The organism is Mycobacterium arosiense ATCC BAA-1401 = DSM 45069 (assembly GCF_002086125.1).
In the GTDB taxonomy this organism is placed as follows: domain Bacteria; phylum Actinomycetota; class Actinomycetes; order Mycobacteriales; family Mycobacteriaceae; genus Mycobacterium; species Mycobacterium arosiense.
Genome location: NZ_MVHG01000081.1, coordinates 1 through 23,372, shown reverse-complemented (window position 1 = coordinate 23,372; position 23,372 = coordinate 1). Strand labels below are relative to the sequence as shown.

Annotated in this window: 20 protein-coding genes and 1 pseudogene; 10 read left to right on the top strand and 11 right to left on the bottom strand. The window is 61.0% G+C overall.

Annotation, left to right across the window (positions count from 1 at the left end):
• Positions 1-474: 474 nt before the first annotated feature.
• From BST14_RS22525 to BST14_RS22490, 8 genes are read right to left on the bottom strand one after another with little or no spacing between them, the layout of a single operon-like run.
• On the bottom strand, positions 475-2,019 hold the full coding sequence (locus BST14_RS22525; protein ID WP_083066571.1) for an MCE family protein: 1,545 nt from the start codon (positions 2,017-2,019) through the stop codon (positions 475-477).
• A 3-nt stretch (positions 2,020-2,022) separates the two neighbouring features.
• Positions 2,023-3,156: an MCE family protein gene (locus BST14_RS22520; RefSeq protein WP_245845625.1), complete on the bottom strand. Its 1,134-nt coding sequence runs from the start codon at positions 3,154-3,156 to the stop codon at positions 2,023-2,025.
• Positions 3,153-4,694, bottom strand: a complete 1,542-nt coding sequence (locus BST14_RS22515; protein ID WP_083066569.1) for a virulence factor Mce family protein — start codon at positions 4,692-4,694, stop codon at positions 3,153-3,155. Before BST14_RS22515 ends, BST14_RS22520 begins: the two co-directional genes overlap by 4 nt.
• The gene (locus tag BST14_RS22510) at positions 4,691-6,220 is read right to left on the bottom strand and encodes an MCE family protein (RefSeq protein WP_083066568.1); all 1,530 of its coding nucleotides are present in this window, start codon (positions 6,218-6,220) and stop codon (positions 4,691-4,693) included. Before BST14_RS22510 ends, BST14_RS22515 begins: the two co-directional genes overlap by 4 nt.
• Positions 6,217-7,251, bottom strand: coding sequence for a virulence factor Mce family protein (locus BST14_RS22505; protein ID WP_083066567.1), 1,035 nt, complete (start codon positions 7,249-7,251; stop codon positions 6,217-6,219). Before BST14_RS22505 ends, BST14_RS22510 begins: the two co-directional genes overlap by 4 nt.
• Positions 7,248-8,468: an MCE family protein gene (locus BST14_RS22500; protein WP_245845622.1), complete on the bottom strand. Its 1,221-nt coding sequence runs from the start codon at positions 8,466-8,468 to the stop codon at positions 7,248-7,250. The genes BST14_RS22505 and BST14_RS22500 overlap by 4 nt, the downstream gene beginning before the upstream one ends.
• A 5-nt stretch (positions 8,469-8,473) precedes the next feature.
• Positions 8,474-9,343, bottom strand: a complete 870-nt coding sequence (locus tag BST14_RS22495; RefSeq protein WP_083066566.1) for an ABC transporter permease — start codon at positions 9,341-9,343, stop codon at positions 8,474-8,476.
• A gap of 1 nt (position 9,344) precedes the next feature.
• The gene (locus tag BST14_RS22490) at positions 9,345-10,061 is read right to left on the bottom strand and encodes an MlaE family ABC transporter permease (protein ID WP_142279544.1); all 717 of its coding nucleotides are present in this window, start codon (positions 10,059-10,061) and stop codon (positions 9,345-9,347) included.
• Positions 10,062-10,494: 433 nt separating this feature from the next.
• On the opposite strand from BST14_RS22490, the pseudogene BST14_RS31615 reads away from it, so the two are divergent.
• Positions 10,495-10,716, top strand: a pseudogene (locus BST14_RS31615) (helix-turn-helix domain-containing protein); the annotation flags it as partial.
• Positions 10,717-10,824: 108 nt separating this feature from the next.
• Positions 10,825-11,163, top strand: coding sequence for an IclR family transcriptional regulator (locus BST14_RS31155; RefSeq protein WP_245845620.1), 339 nt, complete (start codon positions 10,825-10,827; stop codon positions 11,161-11,163).
• 241 nt (positions 11,164-11,404) lie between these two features.
• Here BST14_RS31155 and BST14_RS22480 read toward each other — a convergent pair whose 3' ends face one another.
• The 3 genes from BST14_RS22480 to BST14_RS22470 all read right to left on the bottom strand — a co-directional run bounded on the left by BST14_RS22480 (position 11,405) and on the right by BST14_RS22470 (position 14,506).
• A complete protein-coding gene (locus tag BST14_RS22480) occupies positions 11,405-12,604 on the bottom strand; it encodes a homogentisate 1,2-dioxygenase (protein ID WP_083066573.1) in 1,200 nt (399 codons plus the stop codon).
• A gap of 83 nt (positions 12,605-12,687) precedes the next feature.
• Positions 12,688-13,263: a MarR family winged helix-turn-helix transcriptional regulator gene (locus BST14_RS22475; RefSeq protein ID WP_083066563.1), complete on the bottom strand. Its 576-nt coding sequence runs from the start codon at positions 13,261-13,263 to the stop codon at positions 12,688-12,690.
• 316 nt (positions 13,264-13,579) lie between these two features.
• Positions 13,580-14,506 (bottom strand): LysR family transcriptional regulator, encoded by a 927-nt coding sequence (locus BST14_RS22470; protein ID WP_083066562.1) that lies wholly within the window; start codon positions 14,504-14,506, stop codon positions 13,580-13,582.
• A 195-nt stretch (positions 14,507-14,701) separates the two neighbouring features.
• On the opposite strand from BST14_RS22470, the gene BST14_RS22465 reads away from it, so the two are divergent.
• The 8 genes from BST14_RS22465 (at position 14,702) to BST14_RS22430 (ending at position 23,299) form a co-directional block, all read left to right on the top strand.
• Entirely contained in the window at positions 14,702-15,943 is a 1,242-nt protein-coding gene (locus BST14_RS22465; protein WP_245845614.1) for a cytochrome P450, read from the top strand.
• A gap of 11 nt (positions 15,944-15,954) precedes the next feature.
• The gene (locus BST14_RS22460) at positions 15,955-16,281 is read left to right on the top strand and encodes a 2Fe-2S iron-sulfur cluster-binding protein (RefSeq protein WP_083066561.1); all 327 of its coding nucleotides are present in this window, start codon (positions 15,955-15,957) and stop codon (positions 16,279-16,281) included.
• 326 nt (positions 16,282-16,607) lie between these two features.
• Positions 16,608-17,798, top strand: coding sequence for a cytochrome P450 (locus tag BST14_RS22455; RefSeq protein ID WP_083066560.1), 1,191 nt, complete (start codon positions 16,608-16,610; stop codon positions 17,796-17,798).
• Between the two features lie 361 nt (positions 17,799-18,159).
• Positions 18,160-19,440, top strand: a complete 1,281-nt coding sequence (locus tag BST14_RS22450) for an NAD(P)/FAD-dependent oxidoreductase (RefSeq protein ID WP_083066559.1) — start codon at positions 18,160-18,162, stop codon at positions 19,438-19,440.
• A gap of 99 nt (positions 19,441-19,539) precedes the next feature.
• Positions 19,540-20,760, top strand: a complete 1,221-nt coding sequence (gene fdhA / locus BST14_RS22445) for a formaldehyde dehydrogenase, glutathione-independent (RefSeq protein WP_083066558.1) — start codon at positions 19,540-19,542, stop codon at positions 20,758-20,760.
• A 274-nt stretch (positions 20,761-21,034) separates the two neighbouring features.
• Positions 21,035-21,853: an SMP-30/gluconolactonase/LRE family protein gene (locus BST14_RS22440; RefSeq protein WP_083066557.1), complete on the top strand. Its 819-nt coding sequence runs from the start codon at positions 21,035-21,037 to the stop codon at positions 21,851-21,853.
• 14 nt (positions 21,854-21,867) lie between these two features.
• A complete protein-coding gene (locus tag BST14_RS22435; protein ID WP_083066556.1) occupies positions 21,868-22,716 on the top strand; it encodes a thioesterase family protein in 849 nt (282 codons plus the stop codon).
• 37 nt (positions 22,717-22,753) lie between these two features.
• Positions 22,754-23,299: a TetR/AcrR family transcriptional regulator gene (locus BST14_RS22430; RefSeq protein WP_083066555.1), complete on the top strand. Its 546-nt coding sequence runs from the start codon at positions 22,754-22,756 to the stop codon at positions 23,297-23,299.
• The last annotated feature ends 73 nt before the right edge of the window (positions 23,300-23,372 follow it).

Here is a 23,372-nt window from a genome sequence, read left to right as displayed (position 1 = left end):
CAACAACTACACTGACCGCTGCTCACAGGTGAGGAATTTCGGCAAGCACACCTGAGGACTTTCGACGAGCGCGATCACTGGTAGCGGTTTCCGGATCGTCGAGTTGGCACCGGGTGTGCAGTACGACCACGTAGCGGCGAAAACGGCCGCGCCTGTGCTGGAGAGGATGGTCACCCACTAGTTAGTGCCGGGCGGGTGATCTCGCCTAGTCATAAGCTGCCGGCGCTGCGCCAAAGCGGATGACGCACTGACGTACGATCTTCGGGACACTAGGGTTCGGCGCGCCTTAAGTGACCGTCGTTTTCGCTGCTTCCTTTTGGGTTAGTGGGACTTGTCTGGTTCACGGATTCAAGGCGGATACTATCCGCCTTGAACTTACGGCTGTCACGCTTTTCGGTTCCGCGTGCCCACAAGCCGAGCATTCACCGGATTGAAGCCGGCGTTGGAAACTTTGAGTTTTGCTTGTCGTGGGGTTCAGCTGACCGGCGCCAGCATCTCCTTCCACTCGTCGTCCCCTGTTTTAGTCGAGCTCTCAACGGAGTATTCGACACCGTCGGGGCCCACCAACTCCCCGCTTTGGGGATTGTAGATGGCCAATGGAGGTCCACCCGGAATGTAGTTACATGGGTTGGGTTGCTGTCCATTGCACTGCACGCTACCTATGCCCGGCCGTGATAGGGGGTCGCTTACCGGAGGTGGCGTCCCTGAGACGCGGTCCGCGGGTGCTGGGTTGACGTCGTTGACGATCGACGGTGCCGGGATCACCAAACCTGGTTTAACCGGTTGATCACAGCGTGCCGCGGGTGCCGGGCAGGTCAGGATCTGGTTGGGGTCCCCGAACCAAGGGTTGGTGCCCAGTGGAACGTAGGGCTTGGGGCTACGGCATTCCATTGGCGTCGCAGCTCGCTTGCCAGGAACATCGACGCACGGAAGGTTACGTGCACCGCGAACGGCGTTAGCGGGAGTCTCTTGCGGGATCTTGCAGTACGTGCCCTCGGGCAACGGCGCTAAACTTGTATCGGCTGGCGAGCGCCACTGAGTTGCCGGGAGAAACCCGGTGAGGCAGACGGGTGGATTGTTCAGCGAAAAGTTCAAGTCCAACGTCAAGTTATTGTCGACTGTCGCGCTTTGCACCATGGAGGCGCCCTGCGGCAGGAAGACTAGAATCTGCTCAAGATTGGCGTGGTAGCGCTTGAGCATGTCGGCGACCACCTCAAAGTTCGCGAGCGTTTGAGGTAGCGAATCCCGCACGCCGCTGAACAATTCGGCGGCCTGATCAGCCGCCGGAGCGGCTTGCGACAGAATGTCTCGCACGCCGTGGTCGTTTTGCGCCACTTGGCCGGTGAGGACGTCTAAGTTGTGAGACCACTTCGCGATCGGATCACTGGATTCGACTTGGCTATCTAGAATCGGTGCCGAGTTCTGAATGATGTCATTGACATCTAACATGTTGGTCTTGAAGCCGCCAGCGATGGCTTGGGTCGAGTCGAGCAACCGTTGCAACACTGGACCCAGTCCACCGACCGCCCGTGCTGTCTCGCGCAGCAGCGCGGCGAGCTTTTCCTTAGGCAACACCGACACGGCGCGATTGGCGGCGTCTAGCGTCTGACCGATGTCACGCGGCACCGTGCCGTGCCTGATCGTTTGACCGGGCGAGAAATATTTTTTGGGATGGCCGGACGAAACCAGGTCTAGGTACTGCTCACCTAGTGCAGACAGTGAGTGCACGTTGGCGGAGGCATCGATCGGCACCTGGTAGCGGTCGTCGATACTAAGAGTGGCGCGGACGCCCCGCTGCGTGGGCTCAACCCTCGTGACTTTACCAATCTGGATTCCCTGGTACGTCACATTGGACGTTCGATACAAGCCCCCCGACGCGGGCAGGTCCGCGGTCAACGTGTACTGGCCAACGCCGAGCTGGCGTGGAATGTGCAAGTAGTAACAGCCCAGAGCCGCCACCGCGATCACACTGAGAACGCTGAACACGACCAACTGGATGCGAACGAAGCGAGTTAACATCAGTTATTCGCCTCGCTCCGGAGGCGCGTTGGCCGGGTTGGGCGTAAACCGTGGATCGGGAATCATCGTGGCCGGATCACGACCCCAGGACTGCTCAAGCGCCCGCAAAGCTCCCGAAAATCTGGTCCCCGTGAGAAACGAGTTGTCGATGGTGCTTAAGGTCAAATCGAATGTGGCCGAAACGTTGAGGTAGTCGCCGCGCACGACCTTGGGCACGCTGTCGATGTTGTAAGGCAGGGACATTAAAAGCCGTAGCGCTCCAACCAAATCCGGTGCGGCAAGACCGAGCTGCTTAAGCGGGCGCTGCAGCAAACGCAGGTTCTGCTCCAGATCGCTGCGCGTGGCGGTCATGGTCTGGTCGGCGACGTCGCCTAGCCGTCCCAGCGCATCCACCGCATCTGCGAACCGGTCGCGCTGATCAGCAAAGTGCTTTATCAGCGGAGGAAATTCGGTGAAAATTCCATCGAGCACATCCGACCGGCGCGCTGCATATCCGAGAAGCTTATTAGTCGAATCGATGGCGCGGGTAATGTCATCGCGTTGCTGGTTGAGTCTGTTGGTGAAGGTATCCAATTTTTCGAGGAACGCCCGAATCTGACCAGCTCGTCCGCTCAGGATGTTATAGGCCTCGTTTTGGATGACCTCAAGGTTGGGCAGGCCTCCATTGCGCAGCACCAGCGCTATGCTGGCCAACGTTTGCTCAGTCGTCGGATACGCCGAGGAGCTCTTCAGCGGAATGGTGTCGCCGTTCGTCAGTGGCTGCGGCTCTGGGTCTAACGGCGCCGCCAACTCAAGGTGCTGGGAGCCCAGCAGGCTGGTTTGCCCGATTTTTGCGATGGCATTCTTGGGCAGCCGAACGTTTTTCTCCAGATCCACGGTTAGCGTCGCGACCCAGTTTCGCACCCTGATTGCCCGCACGCTGCCAACGAAGACGTCAGCAACCAGCACGCGGCTGTTTGTGTTGAGCGCCAACGTGTTTGGGATCTGCACATAGATGGTGTATGACCCTCGCCCGCTGCCCGGTCCGCCGGGCAGCGGCACGTTGGCAATGCCATGCCAGCTCCCGCAGGAAGCCAGAACAACGGCTGCGACCAGCAATGTCAAAATCCGTATGGCTTTTGCTGCTCCGCGCATCATTGACCCGCTTCCGGAGCAGGGGGCACTTGAGCTGCGGGCTGCGCGGGTCCGGGCGAGGGCAGCGGCTGCGGGTACCACGGCGGCGGCAAGGGGTTGTTCTCGTCGTAGGCATTGGGCGGTCCGGGCATGTTCTGACCTGGCGGTGGAGGTGGGATGTCGGAGCCACCCATCAGTTCAGCCAACGATTCGGGCGTGAGCATGCTCGCGGTTCCGGGGGAAACCTGAGTCCCTTGCATGCCAGCGGCGACAAGCCAGCCCGGGTTAAAATTGCGGTGCGACCATGGCGTGTCCGGCGAGAAGATTCCCGGCACGGTGGTGTCCTTGTACCCAGGCGGCGGGCGTAGCCGCTGCTCGGAATATGCGATGTTCTTCGGCAGGAGGTCAGCAGTGCTGAAGAGGTTGATCCCAAACGGCAAATAGTTGAACTTCATTGCATCCATTACCGGCGCCAAGTATTGCGCACACATTTCGGCGGAATCTTGGTAACCGAGCCGACTCCCGGCCTGAATCATGCTGCAGACGAACAGCAGAGGGTTGGCGAAGGAGGGAAGCGCGGGTACCCCAGATAGTCCGCCGTGGGCTGGTTCATAGAACCCGAGAACGCTCGAACCAAGGTTTGGTAACACATGAAGAGCCGTTTCCAAGCCCTCCCTCGGAGCTTTTTGAAGGATCGCTGTGGTTGCCTTGTCGAGGTTGTTGACGTCGTTAGTCAACACGCCGTGGTTCTGGGACAAAAACGTCCGCACGGTGGACAACAGACTGTCGGTTTGCTTTATCGCCTCGGTAGCTATTTGGTCGGAGCCGGTCAAGTTATTGGTGAACTGCGCCAGGTTCTGATTTAACGCAACGAATTGCCGGTCGTCTTTGTGCAAAGCGTTAACGAACATCGCTAGGCTGCGCAGAACTGCAAAGAAGTCCCCGCGACCCTCCTTGATTGCCGTCACGGCGCGCGACAGATTGGCGAGCGTTGTGTTGATCTGTTCGCCCTTACCAGCGAGCCCGTCGGCAAACGACTCGATGATGTCACCGAATGGGCCTTTTGGCTGCTCGGGCGTCGGGCCGAGCTTGTCAACGATGTCGGTGATCTGATTACGCAGGTCATCCCACTCTACCGGCACCTGGGTACGCTCAACCGGAATCACCGCGTCATTAGTTAGCACTTGGCCCCCGTCGTAGGCCGGCACCAACTGGACTGTCCGCGAGGCGACTAGCGAGGGGTTCAGGATCACCGCTGAGGCATTGGCGGGCACCTTATATTTGCTTGCGTAGTGAAGTGTGACCTTCATCTTTTCGCCGGCCGCCTCAACCTTGTCGACCGCGCCCACCTGCACGCCCATGATAAGGACCTTGTCCCCGGGGTAGAGCGCGTTTGCCTGCGTGAAGTACGCCACGACGGTGTTACTGGTCAGCTTGTGGTAAAAGCGCGAGCCCAAAAGCATCCCCGCCAGACCGAGCACCACCGCGAGCGCGACGATGACCACGAAGGCCCGTGACCGCTTCGGCGGCCGCAAGTTGCGGATGTCGAAGACGGTGCTCATTGGGTGCCTCTTTCCGGAACATCGGGCATCGTGAACGGAGCCGGTAGTTGGGGCCCTGGCGTTGCGGGCGGTGTCGCCGCGCTTGGCGGATTCACCACGGGGGGCGCCGCTGGTGCCGGTCCTATTAGTCCACTACGCGCGCCCGGCAGACCTGGCGCAAGCGGCACAGGCGTGCCAGGAGCGTCGGGAACTGGCTGGCCCGGCCGCCCGGCGCTGGAGATCCCCGGCATGGCCGGCGGACCAGCAGGGTTAGCCGGTGACGTCACAACGTTCAGCGGCGCAGGGAACTCCAGGCCGCCGAAAGGTCCGATGGTGGCGCCCGCGCATGGCAGCGGATTGCCGGGTCGGGGAATTTCTTCTGCCCCTGGGGTATAGGAGCACGGCGATCCTGGCGGCACCGCCGGTCCTGGATGATCTGGGGTGCCCTCGAGCACGGGTGGCGCTGGCGGGGGGGCACCGTTGGAGAACCGAGTGCCATTGGGGTCGGGGAACCTGAATGCAGGCAGTCCGGCGCTACGCCAGAACTGCTCGGGATCAATCCCGCGCTTTTTGAACGCGGCATCCACGAACGGCTGCAAAATCTGGCCGGGCAGCAAATTGGCGATCAGCACCTTGAAGTAGGGTCCCGAACTTACCGCCTCGTTCAGCGCTGCAGTGTAATTGCGAATGGTAGTGAGCACACTGGCAAGATCATCTTGGTGCTTGGCCAGCAAGTCGGTGATGATGTTCAGCTGGTCAAGCACGTGGTGCAGATTCGGGCTGTCACTAATGAGGCCGCGCACCTGCGTTGACACTCTGACGATATTTCCCAGTAGCGCTTCGATTGCCTGACCACGCCGGTTGAATGCGGCCAACAGTGCCTTCGCGTTGACCAGCAACGTATTAATCTGTTCGCTGCGATCACCGACCACACCGGCGACCTGTTTGGCTTGAGCCAGCAGATGTTCAATCTCTTCGTCGCGTTTGCCCAAGGTGTCGGAGAACTTGGCTACGCCGTCCAGCGCGGCACTGAGGTGGGGATGGGTCTGGGCGATCGTCTGCGACAACACATTCAGTGATTGTTTGACGGTGTCGGTGTCCCAGCCGCCAGTGGCCTTGGTGACGTCGAAGAATGCGTCGTACATCTGATATGGAGTGGTACTTTGGCCCACGGGTAGTACTCCGTTGGCTCGCAAAACTTTGCTACCTCGTGGCTGGATCTCAAGCACCTTTTTGCCCAAAATTGTGTCGGTCTTGATCTCGAGCCGACTTTCGGTCCCAATGGTGTGGGTTCCCAGCGAAAACCGGGTTACAACGTGATTGCCCTCGATTGCGATCTCCTGGACATCGCCGACATCGGTGCCGAGGATGCGAACTTTGTCGCCCACGCTGAGTCCCCCGCTGTCGGAGAACTGCCCGTAATACCGGGGAGTCGCGAAAAGCATTGGAGCACTGGTGAAGCTTTGTCCCACGCCGAGTCCGACGACCACTAGAAGGATAGCTAGGGCGCCGGTGCGCAAGCGGTTCGCAGGTTCAAGAGCTCTCATTGCGGCGTGCACCTGCCCGTGGGTTGGTTGAACAACCGCACAGTGCGAACTGGGCCGCCCGGTTGAAGTCCGTTGACCTTGATGGACATGTCACAGAGGTAGAAGTTGAAAAAGTCGCCGTAAATGCCGCCAATGCGGCCGATGGCATTGAAAGCTTCGGGCAACTTCGTTAGCACATCATCGACCTGGTCGCGTTGGCCCGCCAACGGCGTTGCGATGGCCTCGACATGGCCCACTGTGTCGTGCAGCAGCGGCCGATCTTCTGCCAGCAGGTCGGCCAGCGTCCCCGCTACTCTGCTGATGTGGGCGGCACCGGCAGCGAGCGGATCGGCCCGACCCGCCAGCCCGCTGACCAGTACCTTGAGGTTGTTGACCGTGGCGTCGAACTCGTTGCGGTGCCGGACTGTGGTGTCGAGCACGTTGTTGAGGTTGGTAATTACCTCACCGATAGCTTGGTCTCGCTCTGCCAAATGGTCAGTGAGTTGCGCGGTTTGGTCGAGGATGTCGTTGATGGTGCCGCCCTCATCCTGAAATACCGTGACAATCGACGACGCGATGGTGTTAACCTTTTGTGGATCCAGTGCGCGGAATAGGGGCTTGAAACCGCCAATTAGCGCGTCGAGGTCCAGGGCGGGCTCGGTGCGAGATATTGGAATGAGCGCGCCCGGGGGGAGCACCCGATTTTCGCCCACGCCGCGCCCGAGCTCTAAATAGCGATTTCCGATTAGGTCCTGATAGCGAATCTTGGCTGTCGTGGACTCGTACAGCTGTACTGAGTCATCGACGGAGAATTTGATGACTACGTGCTTGTCGCCGTCGGTCAAATCGACTCTGCCGACCTTGCCCACCTCCACGCCGGAAATCCGAACGAACTGACCCGCCCGTAGCCCCGTAGCGTTGGCGAACTCTGCGGTATAGCTGTTCGTTTTCTCGAAGCGCAGTTGCCCGAAGATCACAACGATGGCGGCAGTCAACAACAGCTGCACGACCGCCACGGCAGCGAGTTTCAAAATCGGGCGCCTTTTTTTCATGGGTTGATCGTGTTCTCCCCGAACTGCCGGCCCCAGACATATTCATTGAGGATGGGGTGATCGAGTTGGAAATGGGTGTAGGGCGCAATACTGGCTCCGGTGTCCATCACCAAATATGGTGCCGGCCACAGGTCGTGAGTGATCGGCTGCCAACAACCTGGCGCGCCACCCGGCCCGCCCCTGGCGTTTACCCGCGGCAAGTTGTCGGGATAGATGTATGGGTTCTCAACACCCGTGACGGCCAGGTTGACCACCATCGAGTACCCGTTACGGCCGCCTTCGATGGCCCCGAGCTTGTCAGCCAGACCGTGATAATTGCGGATCGTGCATTTGATTTCTGGACTGTAGGTATCCAGCAGCTGATTGGTCGGCACAATATCACTAAGAAAGCGCTCCAAAAAAGGCTTGCTGCGGTTGACGACATCTTGGGCAGTTTTACCGAAACCAATCGCGGCCAGTAATGCGGTATCCAGCCGGTCCCGCTGAGTGTTCAACGTTCGGGCCACAGTCACCGCGTTGTCGAGGAAGTTGAATAAATTCGGTGCAGCGTTGGCATACACATCGCTCAAAGCTGTTAGCTGTCGAATGTCGTGTCGGATTGTCGGCATCTGCGGGTTCACCTCATCGAGGATCGCATTGCCGTTGACAATCGACTGCCCGAACTTCGCACCCAGCCCGCTCAATGCTTCTGCGGCCGCGCTCAGCGTCAAATTCAGCTCGACTGGGTTGACCTGCTCCGCAATCTGGGTAATGGTCTGGAACAACGTGTTCGCTTCAGTGGTTACCGATTTCGTGACAATGACATCGGTGGATGAGATTCGTTGCGGCGTTGGCTCTGGCGGAGCTGTCAACGATACGTATTTATTTCCGAAAACCGTGGTTGCCTGGATTTTGGCGACTACGTTGGCCGGAATCAGGCCGACGTAGTTCGGGTCCACCTCCAGGATCAGTTTGGCCGCTGGTTTCCCGTCATGCTGCACCTCGAAAACGTCGGCCACCTGGCCTACTGGTACGCCGTTATAAGTAACCTTCGATCCGCGATTCATCAGCAGGCCGGCCCGGTCAGACAAAGTGGTCAATCGCGACTTAGCTGTAAAATTGCCTTGAAACTGCCCATACGTTATGGCAATGACCAGCGCTAACACCGCCACCAGGCCCACACCGGCCAATCTGTTGGGCCAAACGCGTGACTTTCGTTCCTTCGTACGGGCTATCACGGCGGCTACACGGTCAGGTTGAAATTGGGGTCGACGCCGTAGAGCGCCAAGGACGCCAGCAGGACAACCATCACAATCGATACAAGCGACAAGCGCATCGATCGGCCTACGGCCTCCCCCACCCCGACTGGACCGCCGCTGGCGGTATATCCGTAATAGCAGTGGGTGATCATGATGATTACTGCGATGACACAGACCTCAACGCCGGACCACAGCACGTCCTCGGTGCGGAGAAATGTTTGAAAGTAGTGCTCGTATGTGCCAGCTGATTGGCCGTATAAGAACGTCGTGACGATCTGCGCCGCTAGAAACGACATCACCAGCGCCGTCGCGTACAAGGGAACGATCACCAAGATACCGGCCAAAATCCGGGTGGACGCCAAGTAGGCCACCGCTTTGATGCTCATTGCCTCAAGGGCGTCTATCTCCTCGCTGATCCGCATGGCGCCCAGCTCAGCGGTGGCACCGCAACCGACCGTGGCCGCCAGCGCCACACCAGTCACCACCGCCGTGACAATGCGGACATTGGCCAGTGCACCCAGAAATCCGGTAAAAGCCTCAACCCCAAGGTTTCCCAGCGACGCGAAACCCTGCACGGCAACCACCGAACCACCTGACAGCGTGGTAAAGCCGATGATCGCGACCGTGCCGCCGATGACGGACATAGCACCAGTACCCATCCCGATCTGCGCTATCAGCCGGATTGTCTCCCTGCGGTAGTTGCGCAGCGCCCACCCCATCGACCAAGTCGCCGCCAAAGCGAATCTCGTCAGATGTCCAGCCTGATCAAGGGCCCTGACCGCGCCGCCGACATAGCGCTCAAGAGTGACGAGCGCATGCGGGTGGCGAGTGCGCAGAACGATCGAAACAGACATATCAGCGCCCGGTCCCGAATCTCACGCCAATGGTAGTAAGCACCACGTTGACCGCGAACAGCGCGACCACGCATAACACCAACGTCTCGTTGACCGCGGTCCCCACACCTTTTGGGCCTCCTTTGGCCGTCAAACCCCGGTAGCAGCCCACCAGGCCGGCGATCACCCCAAACAACGCTGCCTTGACCGTCGCAATGATTACCTCGGGCATCCCGGTGATCAGGGTCAGCGTGGCAAGGTACGCCCCGCCCGACACGTTCTGGAGTTGGACCCCGAAAAGGAATCCACCGACCAAACCGATCGTGATCACCGTGCCGTTTAGCAGCGTCGCAACGACGGTTGCCGCAACGACCCGCGGCACCACGAGGCGGTGGATCGGATCGATACCGAGCACCTCCATCGCATCGATCTCCTCGCGGATGGTGCGGGCGCCCAGGTCCGCGCAGATCGCCGTCGATCCTGCACCGGCTACGACCAATACCGTGGTCAGCGGACCCAGCTGTGTGACCGTACCCAGGGCCGCGCCAGCACCTGAGATGTCCGCCGCGCCAAACGAGCTCAGAAGGGTGTTGAGGGTGAAGACGATGAGAACCGTTAGTGGAATCGAGACCGCAATAGTGGGCAACAACGCAACCCGCATGATGAACCAGCACTGCAGGATTAGCTCATCCCACTGAAAGGGCCTGCGAAACAGCGCTTTCCCGGTCAATGCGCACATGCGGGCGAAGCCAGCGACCGCCCCAAGCGGAGGTTCAAGTAGATCGCGAGCGTAATCGCTGAACCGCACATGCGTAGCCGTTGTCACTATATGTTCCTACTCCGCCCACCGATGATGTCCGATAATCGAACGCACTTGTCCTGTATGCGTTGCGCGTTTAGCATACTTACTGTGGCTCGGTTGGCAAGGACTTTCGTGGGGGACGCTAAGAAAATGGCTCCATCCGGCGCCACCGTCCGCAGGTACGCCGACCGGCGCTTTGCTCGGAGTCAGCTAGGAATGGCCCGATCGGTGCGACTGGCCGAGTGGACGACATGTCCGCCCGCGGGCACGGTAACTTGGTGGTGATCAGCGCAATCGCATCTGAATGAGGCGGATCAGTCGTTGCGTTTAGCGCTAGTCGCAACCAAGTATTAACGGCGGAGGAAACCCAGTGACAGAGGCCCGACATCTCGCGAAATCGGGCCTGCATTCCCCATCCAAAGACAGTTCCCTCACCTTGCAGCGCGGTCTTGCCCTACTAAACGCCGTAGCCGACGCACAAGTTGAGGCGCCCACAATCGGTGACCTCGCAGCCGCACTAGGGACCAGTCGGACAACGGTGTACCGGCTACTGGGTCCATTGCAGGACCAAGGCCTCGTCCGCCGCGACGGATCGAGAATTCATTTGGGCCTCGGTGTAATGGGTCTCGCCGGCAAGGTAATCCCTCAGCTGCGGTTGGCGGTTACGCCGATATTGCGCAGGCTGGCCGAAGGCTCGGGATTGACCGCACATTTGACTGTGGCCGAAGGCCAAGAGGCGCAAGCCGTCGTCGTCGTCGAACCGTCGTGGCCGACCTACCACGTCGGCTACCGTGTCGGTTCCAGGCACACCCTCGATCAAGGTGCTGCCGGCCGCGCGATCCGACTACCAAGCGCGGACCCGGCGTGGGTGTGCTCGTCGGGCGAGTTGCAGGCCGGTGCCCACGGCGTGGCAGCACCGATCCGCGGCGTCCCAGGATTGCGGGCCAGTGTAGGTGTTGTCGCTCTCGAACCACTTGACGCCCAGGAGGTAGGGCCCCTTGTCGTGCAAGCAGCGGCCGATATCGCCGCAGCACTCTAGAACGAACGCGAACGCAGACATTGGGTTTCAGTTCGAACCTCAACTAAGCCGTGAGCGCGCCGATTGTGGCGCCGAAAAAATCGACGCACGCCGTCGAACGACTGACCAACGGTGGGCTGCAAGTGCTCCCGGTATCAACAAAACTGCGACGACGGTTCCCGCGAAGCAACATCTGTGCCGGGGCCGCTCTCGGTGTCGAAGGTCGAAGAGCGCAGCAGTGCCGAAGAATTCGTGAGGAAGACTACGGCGCCCCCCCGCGACGCGCCCACGTCCACGCGTAATCGTCGTCCTCACAGGCGAGCGCGCCTTCGCCAAGCTCGAGCGGGCGGAAGGTGTCAACCATGACTGCAACTTCGTCGAAATACTGTGCGCCAATGCTGGCTTCGTATGCACCGGGTTGAGGACCATGCGAATGGCCACCCGGATGCAGTGAGATTGATCCCGGCCCGATCCCGGACCCATGACGCGCCTGGTATGTGCCGCGTACGTAAAACATCACTTCATCCGAGTCAACGTTGGCGTGGTAGTAAGGCGCCGGTATCGCCAGAGGGTGGTAGTCGACCTTGCGTGGCACAAAATTGCAAATAACGAAGTTCTGAGCTTCGAACGTCTGGTGAGCCGGGGGTGGCTGGTGCAGCCGACCTGTGATCGGCTCGAAGTCGGCGATATTGAAGATAAAGGGGTATAAGCAGCCATCCCAACCGACTACATCGAAGGGGTGCTCGGCATAGACGTAGCGGGTGCCAGCGATTCCGCGCTGGCCACGATGCTTGACAAGCACCTCCACATCAGTGCCATCACGCAGCAACGTCTCAGTGGGACCGTGCAAATCCCGTTCGCAATATGGGGCGTGCTCGAGCAGCTGTCCGAACCTGGACAAATAGCGGTTAGGCGGCGCGATATGGCTACACGCCTCGATCACATAGGCGCGCAGGGCGTTAGCGGCTTCGGGCAACCACCGGTGTGTGGTCGCCCGTGGAAGTAGCACGTAATCGCCCGCTCGCACCGTTAGCGCACCGAACACGGTCTCGACGACTCCACCGCCCGACTCGACGAATACGATCTCATCACCGATCGCGTTACGGTACAGCGGTGAATTTGCGCGGGCGACCACATAGGAAATGCGAACGTCGCTATTCCCGAGAATGAGACGACGTCCGGTCACGATGTCGGTAGTGGACTGGACGTGTTCGGCAAAAAGCTCATGCAGGCGAAAGTGCCGCGGCTTGAGCGGATCATTAGGGACCGTCGCCTGATTGGGAAGGTCCCAAGGTGCCGCGTCGACGATCGCGGATGGAATGTGACGATGGTACAGCAGTGACGAGTCCGACGAGAACCCTTCCTCGCCCATCAATTCTTCGTAGGTCAACTCACCGCCGACGCATCGGTGTTGGGTATGCCGCTTCGGCGGGATCGCACCGACTTTCCGGTAGTAGGCCACGATGCTCCTCATGTGTGGTGCCGGAAATGTAGTTCATACATTAACTACCTCGGCCACCGAGCGCAATTTCGCAACGCGCGTACCTAGGATCGGACGCGGAGGTCGAAATCGGTGCGATCGGCAATCAGTTTGTTGAGCAGCTGGATCAGGGTGCGCTGCTCGGCTTCTGAGAGGACACTGACCCATGCCTGCTCACGCTCGCTCTGCTGCTGAAAGATCCCGTGCATCCACTCTCGGCCCACCGCCGTGAGGGCCAACCGGACGGAGCGGCCGTCCTGATCGGCTGGGGCGCGCGTTAGCCAACCGCCGGCAATAAGAGGCTTGCTCAGGTTCGAAACAGCTGCCTTGCCCATTCCTGCAAGCTGAGCTGCTTTCTTTGGCTCGACCGGACCGGCGATCCAGACGACGAAAAGTAAACGGAAGGACGCCCATGAGATTCCCCGAGGACGATGAACGGCGGTTTCCAAGTCGTAGGTCACAGCGTTCGACGCGCGATTGAGCGTGAGCAGAACCTCGGTCGCGCCCTCATGAGTGAATCCAAATTCGCCGCTCAATCGGCGCTTGGCCGCTTCAATAAAAGTCCAGAAGTTTAGCCGCAGCGCAGTCGTCGACTGATCGGAATCAAATGCTTCGGGAGCGCTCACATTGTCCTTCGCCATCGTGCAGACAGATCGATTCATGAGTGTACGGAGTCCGGCTGAGACGCGAATACGGTCAGCAGCGCGTAGTCGCTCATCGCCCAGACCACCTCGTGGACCCACAATGCGGTGCAGTGCCCCAGCGATTCGTGCCCGTATGCGACGATTCGTGATTGCGAATTATGTTGTGCAGAAACAGCTTCTAGACCCCCATGCTGATGCCGACTATCAGCACAACACAATGGTCGCAGACGGCAGCATCGCCGACTATGATCCGTACCCCGCCCGGGGCGCCGGTGCAACCTCGAACGATGGTCTTACCTGCGAGGCAGTGCATTTAACTGAGGGGCAAGTCCTCCTCTCGGGGCTGCAAGGCAACACCCAGATGGTCGATTAAGGCCGCGGCCCGAGGACTGAGTGTCATCTTCTCGGGCCAGACAGCCACGACCGCACTTCCCCCGGCGCGGGGTCGCAACGGGCGTGCGACAACGCGGCGACCTTCAAGGGTGGTCATCGAATAGTTCGGCCGCCACATCAGAAGGGTGTATCCGAGCCCTCGGGCTACCAGGACCCGCAACAGCTCCAACGTGGGCACCGCCAGCCGCAAATTCGCCTCCAGGCCGCGCTCGGCGAAAATCCGTCGCGTATTGGCGGCGCCGGGGGCGGTGTCCAGCATCAGGAATGGCTCAGGAGCCAGATCGGATAAATCGACCGACTCATGTGCGGCGAAGCGGTGATTTTGGGGCAACACGACGAGTACTTCAGTCTCGTAGATCGCACGCCTAGCGAGGCCGTCTGGCACGAACAGGTCGTAGACGAACGCGACGTCGATTCGACCTGAGGACAGCATGGGCCACAACTCGTCGTCGGTGCCTATACGCATGCTGATCTGTACTTTCGGATGCGAACGGGCGAAGCCATCGAGTACTGGCGGTAACACCGTAGTCGCGAGGCCGGTATAGCAGCCGACCGTTACCGGTCCAATCAATTCGCCCCGCCGCGCCGCCAGCTGGCTTACCAGTTCGTCCGCGTCTGCGATCAATGCGCGGGCACGGTCGGCAAAGAACTGTCCAGCGGGGGTCACCTGAAGGCCCCTTGCTTTCCGCCGCACACATAACTGTTCCCCCACAGCTCGTTCGAGTTCTGAGACCGCATGGGAGAGTGCCGATTCGGAGATATGCAGGGCGGCCGCAGCTGCACTCAACGTCGGGTACCGGGGCAAGGCCGCGAAAAGCTCGAGCTGGCGAAGGGTGAAGGTTGGCACAGTTCTTCGATTCGTTCGGGGAACTTTGTCGGAATTTTGTACTTTACTAGCAGATCTGCTTTTGGTGGACTGATTTCATCAGCAGTCCGATGTTGCTAGCCCTTATTCCGGGAGTTGACCATGGCCAGCCCGCCCGAAACGTCGACGCACACGTATCCGCAACCCTCACCGACGGGTTGTTGTGAGGTGGGCACCGTGGCCGCGGTGCCAGACACCGCGGCAGCGGACCAGGCAGCGGCCTTCGAGGAGATCGCCATATCGACGCCCACCGCTGACTGGGTGACACCGGAGCAACTGGCGGTCGACCCGTATCCGACCTATGCGCGTCTCCGGCGTGAGTGCCCGGTCGCGTGGGTTCCGTCGGTCGGCAAGTACCTGATCACCACCCACGCCGTTTGCCATGCCGTTGAGCTGGACCAGCAAACCTATACTGCGCAAGTAAGCGGCGCTACGATGACACGCGCCCTGGGCGGTAAACCCATGTTGCGCAAGGATGATCCCGAACACGCCGCCGAACGCCGCACGATCAATCCCTCCCTTCGGCCCAAGGCCGTCAATGAGGTATGGGCACCGGTGTTCGCCCGCAACGCAGACAAATACCTCGACGTGCTGGCTGATGTAGGCCCGGCGAAGGCCGACCTCAACCGTGACTACGCCGCCCCGGTAGCGGCTCAGAACTTGATTGACCTCCTCGGGATGCCCGACGTGACACCCGAGCAGATGCGCCATTGGTCGCATGCGTTCATCGCGGGCCTCGGAAATCTACTCGACCACGCCGACGGCTGGGTCGAGGCTGACAATGCTCGCGGGGAAGTGGACGATCTGCTCGATGAGCTCATCCCTTTCTACGCAACCCATCCGAACCACTCACTCACCTCGGCACTAACGCAGAGTGGTTTAACCCGAGAAGCAGTCGCCGCGAACGTCAAACTCATCATTTCCGGCGGGATGAATGAGCCCCAGCACATGGTCACGAACATGGTCTGGGCGCTCGACGGCCATTACGACCAGAAGCAACGCGTATTCGCGGACCCATCACTTTGGTCCACGGTGTTCGACGAGTGCGCGCGCTGGCTATCCCCGGTCGGGATGTACCCGCGCGAAACCACTCGCGCCGTGACCCTCGGCGGTGTCGCACTTCCGCGCGGTGCCCCGATCGGCGTTGTGATCGCATCGGCTAACCGCGACGAGACTCACTTCGACGGCGACCCTGCGGCGTTCGACATTTCCCGGTGCAAGCAGCCCCACCTCGCGTTCGGCAGCGGCGTGCATCTGTGTGCCGGGCATTGGGCCGCCAAGGCATCCATCGGTCAGACCGCAGTTCCGATGCTATACGAGCGATTCCGATCCCTACGGGTCGACGATCAACGCGAAACCGCCTGGGCGGGCTGGGTGTTCCGAGGAGCCATCACCCTTCCCGTTACCTGGGAAGACTGAAAGGATCAGCGATGGCGAAGATTACTTTCCACCAACCCGGTGGCGACGCTGATGTCGTGAACGCCGAGCCAGGAACTTCGCTGATGCGAGCTGCGGTCAACAACGGAATCCGCGGGATCATCGGTGAGTGCGGCGGTCAAGCAATGTGTGCAACCTGCCACGTCTACGTCAGGGAGCCGTATCTCGAAAGCCTTCCCGCACTTAGCGAGGACGAAGATGAGATGCTCGACTCCACGGTCGCGATCCGCGACATGACCCGCTCACGCCTGGGATGCCAAGTGCTGATCGCCGACCATCTCGACGAGATCCAGGTCGACATCCCGCCGACGCAGGTTTGATCGAAGATCGATGTTGTGACCGCCGACGCGGGTGCCGCTGATACGCAGCTGACCGAGTCGCTTGACCCACCAGCCACAGTGCCTCGCGGAATACCACGACGATTCGGTAGTGCACCGTGCGCGCCGAGGCTGGTTTATTGAGTTCGCGGACAAGGCATCTCGCGCTCAATATGCGCTTGTCCAGCGGCCGTGACCAGACGCGTGGGACCTTTCCATTCAATGGAAATGCTCTCGAAAGCTGTCCCCGCGACTGTCACGATTCGGAACGATGATGAACACGCTGGTGAAAATTTCCCGACAACCGTGGACGGAGGGTCAGGACGGGGATGGCTAAATCTATTCCAATCAGCGACGTCGATCCATTCGCCGACGCGTTTCTCGAGTATCCCTACGATGACCATCGGGCCCTCCGCGCAGCGGGACCGGTAGTTTGGCTGTCGCGCTATGACGTGTGGGCGATCGCACGCCACCGCGAAGTCGCCGCGGCACTGTGTGATCATGAAACCTTCTGTTCTTCGAATGGCGTGGGATTAGCCAACTTCCAGAAGGAGTCTCCGTGGCGACCCCCCAGCCTGCTGTTGGAGGCCGATCCTCCTGACCACACCAGAGCCCGCCACGTCATAACAAAGGTGCTCACCCTGGGGGTGGTTCGCAACCTCAAGGCTGACTTGATGGAGCAGGCGCGCACCATGGTGGGAAAACTGGTGAGCCGAAAGCACTTCGACGGTGTCACCGAACTGTCAGAGATCTTCCCGATCGCTGTTTTCCCAGATCTCATCGGGATTCGCAAGGACGGGCGGGAGAACTTGCTACGTTACGGGGCGATCGTGTTCAACGCATTTGGGCCACGCAACCGCCACTTCGCACGCGCGATGGAGAACGCGGCTGAGGTTTCCGATTGGATCAACGACAGCTGTTCGCACGCAGCGCTGCACCCAGGCGGACTGGGATCACAGATACACCAAGTTGCCGCCGAGCAAGGGTATTCCGAGGACGAGGCCGCACGCATTGTGCGGTCGTTTCTGTCGGCCGGCGTAGACACCACTGTTAGCGGCATCGGCAACGCCTTATGGTGTCTGGCCGAGCACCCGGAACAATGGGCCCGCCTGCGCTCGGATCCGACGAAGGCAAGAGCGGCCTTCGAGGAAGTCATCCGCTACGAGTCACCAGTTCAAACGTTCTTCCGCACGGCCACTCGCGACGTCAACTTCGATGATGTAACTATCGCCGAAGGCGAAAAGGTCTTGCTGTTCCTGGGTGCTGCGAACCGCGACGATCGCCAGTGGGACAACGCGGAGCGTTTCGATATCGGCCGAGATGGGCGGGGGCACGTCGGGTTCGGCTTCGGCATACATAGCTGTATCGGTCAGATGCTAGCCCGACTAGAAGGGGAGGTAATTCTGACCGCCTTCGCAGAACAAGTCAGTAAGATTCGAGCCGAGGGCCCGGTCGTGCGTCAACTCAATAACACGTTGCGCGGCCTTGCCTCGCTGCCGCTTGCGGTGACTGCCGCCTAGGCCGCGTACGCGATAAAGCAAAAGGGTCGGTCTCAGGCGAAATGCACAAAAACCTTTTCGACCGTGACAGTTGCGCAAAGGTCACAGCAAAAGCGAGGCAAGGTTTTTCATCGACGCGCTCTACATCGGGTCACAACAGGATGGGCATCGTCGCCGACTGTGTTGGAAATGTTCCGGTGGCGCCCTGGCGCAGAGTCCTCGAGGGGCGTCGCTGCGCATTGGCTCGATCTTGCGGGGCCGAAGACGACTATTGCGACGAGCGGAGGACGACCGATACCGGAACCTACCGCTGGGCGTCATGCACGGCTCCGATCGCCGGTCACATCGACTGGCTCGTGCTGCGAGTCGTAAAAGCCCGATAATGGTCGACGGTGCGATCGTCATTGTCGGTGCGGGTCACGGCGGAGTGCAGCTCGCGTGCTCGCTTCGAGAGGCTGGTCATGCGGGCACGATTCACCTCATCGACAACGAGGGAACGATGCCCTATCAACGGCCGCCCTTGTCGAAATCCTTTCTAACAGGCCAGATTTCCGCCGATGAGTTATCGCTCCGTGGAAACACTTATTATCAGGATAATCAGATCGAACTGCATTGCGGTGACGCGTGTACGCGAGTAGACCGGATCGCACGCACCGCGACGCTGGCCTCGGGCATCGCACTCCGATACGACCATCTCGTCATGGCTACCGGGGCACGTCCCCGCCTATTGAGCGGCGGTCTCGGTGCAGACTTCTGCAACGTTCTAGCGCTGCGCACACTAGGCGACGCCGTCACCATTCGGACAATGCTGTCCAGCGGCTGCCGCGATGTAGTTGTGGTCGGTGGCGGATTCATCGGCCTGGAACTGGCAGCGGTTGCTGCATCAAGTGGCCATCAGGTCACCGTCGTTGAGGCCCTCGATCGCCCAATGTCACGTGCCGTATCACCGGAACTGTCGACGTATACCGCTGCGGTGCACCGCCAGTCCGGAACCAACTTTATCTTCGGCAGCTCTGTTGTGGGGCTGCACGGCAGCTCTGGCAACGTGCGCTCGGTTGAGCTGGACACCGGAGAACATCTCGATGCAGATCTTGTAGTCGTTGGGATCGGAGTCGTACCGAACGTCGAATTGGCGTACGATGCAGGCCTCGATGTAGACAACGGCATCGTTGTGAATTCTCAACTGCTTAGCAGCGATTCGCGGATCAGCGCACTTGGCGACTGCGCTGCTTACCCTTGTGCATACGCGACTGGGCACGTGCGTCTCGAGTCGATTCAGAACGCCGTATGCCAGGCCCAATTCATCGCAAGACGCCTAACCGGCAGGGTAGTTGACGCCTATGACGATGTTCCATGGTTCTGGACGGAACAGTACAACCTGAAAATTCAAATCGCCGGCCTTTATGGCGCAAATGAAACCCGCATCGTGCTGGGGGATCAGTCTGCTGGAGCATTCTCCATTCTCCACTTCGACGACGACCTCCTCACATGCGTGGAGTCCGTCAATCGAACATCCGACCACATGGCAGCGCGGCGACTTCTTTCGGGTGATCCCCGGCCGCGGCCTACTGAGGCTGGCCAGCCTGGATTCGACCTGAAATCCTTTGCGCGGTCGGCAGCTTCAGTGCGCCGCCCTCAGCCCCGAGGGGATCCTGGATGCTAACGATAGTCAATTTAGGGCGTGTTGAGAGTCTGATCATCGAGAGTGACCTAATCAAACCGTATGCCCAGCAACCCATGACGGCGGTGAGGAGGAGATGGTATGCCAGGAAATAGAGCAGTAGCCTACGAAGGTCCTGGTGTGGTGGAGGTCATCGACATCGACTACCCCACGTTCGAGTTGAAGGACGGTCCAGGAGTCCACCCCGACAATGTCGGGCGCAAGTTGCCTCACGGCGTCATCCTACGGACTGTCAGCACCAATATTTGCGGTTCCGACCAGCACATGGTGCGGGGGCGTACCACAGCGCCAATAGGTCTGGTCTTGGGTCACGAAATCACCGGGGAAGTCGTCGAGACAGGACCGGACGTCGAGTTCGTGAAGGTCGGCGACATCGTGTCAGTGCCGTTCAATATTTCCTGCGGTCGTTGCCGGAACTGCAAGGAAGGCAAGACCGGGATCTGTCTAAACGTCAACCCCGATCGACCCGGCAGCGCCTACGGTTACGTCGATATGGGCGGCTGGGTCGGTGGTCAAGCCGAGTATGTACTCGTCCCCTACGCCGATTGGAACGTGTTGAGATTCCCTGATCGCGATCAGGCTCTAGAGAAGATCCTGGATCTGACGATGCTCTCCGACATCTTCCCGACCGGATTCCACGGCGCCGTCACCGCGGGAGTCACTGTTGGCTCGACGGTTTACATCGCCGGGGCTGGGCCGGTCGGACTGGCAGCCGCCGCGGCTGCTCAGCTGCTCGGCGCCGCAGTCGTCATTGTCGGCGATCTCAATCTCGAGAGGCTTGCCCAGGCACGTAGGTTAGGGGCCGAAACCATCGATGTCGGCACCGCCAAGATCGAGGACCAGCTCGAACAGCTGCTCGGGGTTCCCGAAGTCGATGCAGCCATCGACGCCGTCGGATTCGAAGCACGCGGCCAGGGTCACGGCCCGGGCGCGAAAGAGGCGCCAGCTACCGTACTGAATTCGCTGTTCGACATCACCGCCGCGGGAGGGGGCGTGGGCATCCCCGGTCTTTATGTGACGGGAGATCCCGGAGCCGCCGATGAGGCGGCGAAGGCGGGAGCGCTGTCTCTGAGTTTGGGCACCGGATGGGCGAAGTCGCTATCGTTTACCACGGGACAGTGTCCGGTGATGAGATACAACCGGCAACTTATGGCCGCCATCTTGCACGACAAGGTGCACATTGCCGCCGCAGTCAACGCGAAGGCAATACCGCTCGACGAGGCGCCCAGCGGCTATGCGGATTTCGATGCTGGCGCAGCGACTAAGTATGTACTGAACCCGAATCACTACATCGGCGCATAGCCACCCGTTCCGCCGTTCATCCGTAAACCGGTAATCGTGTGCGGCTTGGGCGTCAACGGGTGGGTCCGGCGAACAAAACAAAGCCGTCGCAGAGGGTGATGTGAGCGCCCTGCAAGAACTCAGGAGATATGTGCTGTTTTGCGCTGACACGCCCGCCGAAAATGGGCGGTGGCACCGGAGCCCGCCCGATCCGCCAATTGACACCGGCACCCGCGGTGCATGACACTTTTTCGATGTTTTGTAAAGCAGATCGCGTCGCGCGGGGCGGGGACCAATGATCCCCGAGCCGGTGGCCAACGGTTTCTGCTTCGGCGAGGGCCCGCGCTGGTTCGAGGGCCTGCTGTGGTTCTCCGACATGCTGGGCGAAGCCGTGCACACCGCGACCATGGGCGGATCGCTGACCACGCTGCCGCTGCCGGGACATTCGCCGTCGGGCCTGGGTTTCCGGCCCGACGGGTCGCTGCTGATCGCCTCGACCGAGGACCGGCAGGTGCTGCGCTATGACGGCGAAACCGTGGTCACCGTCGCCGATCTCGCGGACGTGGCGCCGGCCAGCCTCGGCGACATGGTCATCGACGACGCGGGCCGCGCCTACATCGGCTGCCAGGCGTTGCGCGGCGGCGTCATCCTCCGTCTCGACCCCGACGACGGGGCCACCGTGGTGGCCGACGACCTCGACTTCCCCAACGGGATGGCGATCACCCCGGACCGCAAGACGCTGATCGTCGCCGAATCGACCGGCCGGCGGCTCACCGCGTATTCCATGGCCGCCGACGGCGGGCTGCCCGATCGGCGGGTTTTCGCCGACGGCCTGGACGGGCCGCCCGACGGCATCGCGCTGGACGCCGAGGGTGGGGTGTGGGCGTCGATGACACTGGCCCATCAGTTCGAGCGGATCGTGGCCGGCGGCGAGGTGACCGACCGAATCGACATGGGCGAGCGGGTCGCCGTCGCGTGCGCGCTGGGCGGCCCGCAGCGCCGCACGCTGTTTTTGTTGTCGAGCACGGAGGCTTATCCTCAGCGCCTGGTCGGCACCCGGCTTTCCCGGCTGGACGCGGTCACGGTGAACACTCCCGGCGCCGGCCTGCCCTGACCGAGAGGTTGACGATGACCGACGCCTACTACGAGCTGCTCGACCCGGCCTGCGATGACGCCGCCGTGCCGGGCGAGAAGTTCCGGGCGACCGATCTGGCGCGCGGCACCTGGTCGGCGGCGATTCAGCACGGCGGTCCGGTGTCGGCGCTGCTGGTCCGGGCGCTTGAGCGGTGCGAACAGCGCGACGACACCCGGCTGTCCCGCGTGGTGATCGACCTGCTGGGTGGGGTGCCGGCCGAGGGCGATCTGTGGGTGCGCGCGCAGGTGCAACGCCCCGGCAGGCAGATCGAATTGCTCGGCGCCGAAATGCTGGCCCCGGGTCCCGACGGCACCCCGCGGCCGGTGGCGCGCGCCACCGGCTGGCGGTTGCAGCGCCAGGACACGCGGTCCCTGGCGCACGCCGCGGCCCCGCTGCCGCGGCCACGGGCCGAGGCCTTCGACCGCAACCTGAAGGCGCGGGACTGGGACCGAAACTATGTGCACAGCTTGGAGTGGCTGTGGCTGACCGAGCCGCTGCGCGACGGCCCCGGCGAATCGTGGATCAGCCCGACCGTCGATTTGGTCAACGGCGAGTCCATGACGCAGCTGGAACGGCTGTTCGCGGTGGCCGACTGCGCCAACGGCATCGGCAGCAAGCTCGACATCACCAAATGGACGTTCCTCAACACCGATCTGGCCGTGCACGTGTTTCGTGTTCCCGACGGCGACTGGATCGGCATCCGGGCTCAGACCAGCTACGGGCCGGACGGCATCGGGACGACCGTCGGCACATTGTTCGACGAGCAGGGCGCGGTCGGCGCCATCCAGCAGTCGGTGCTGGTGCGCCGGCGCCCGCCTCGGGCCGAACGTGGGAGCGAATGACCATGACACCTCGGCGATACTTCGTAGAGTTTGAATCATGAGCCAGCCGGCCCGGGCGACGACGATCGCCGATAACGACACCTCGACCCGCCAGCGGATTCTGGCGGCCACCGCCGAGGTGCTCGGCCGTAACGGCAAGACCAAGCTCAGCCTGTCCGACGTCGCCACCCAGGCGGGCGTGTCCCGCCCGACGCTGTATCGCTGGTTCGCCTCCAAAGAAGAGCTGCTGTCGGCCTTTTCGGCCTACGAGCGCCAGATCTTCGAAAGCGGATTGGTGCGGGCCACCGCGGGCCTGAAGGGCGTGGACAAGCTCGACGCAGTGTTGCGGTTCATCGTGGAATACCAGCATTCGTACTCCGGTGTGCGGATGGTCGACGTCGAGCCCGAGCACACCATCGCCCAGTTCTCCTGGGTCATCCCGCAGATGCGCGAGGGCCTGCAGCGGCATATGCCGGGTCCCAACGCGGCGGTGAAGGCGGCGACGGTCATCCGGATTGCGATCTCGCACTACATCGTGCGCAGCGACGACGCCGATCAATTTTTGGCGCAGCTGCGCCACGCGGTGGGAATCAAGGGCAGCTAGGAGCTTGCTGAATTAGTTCCGCGTGGCGGGCGTGGTCGTCGGGGGGCTTTGGGGATGATTGTTGGGTGCAGGG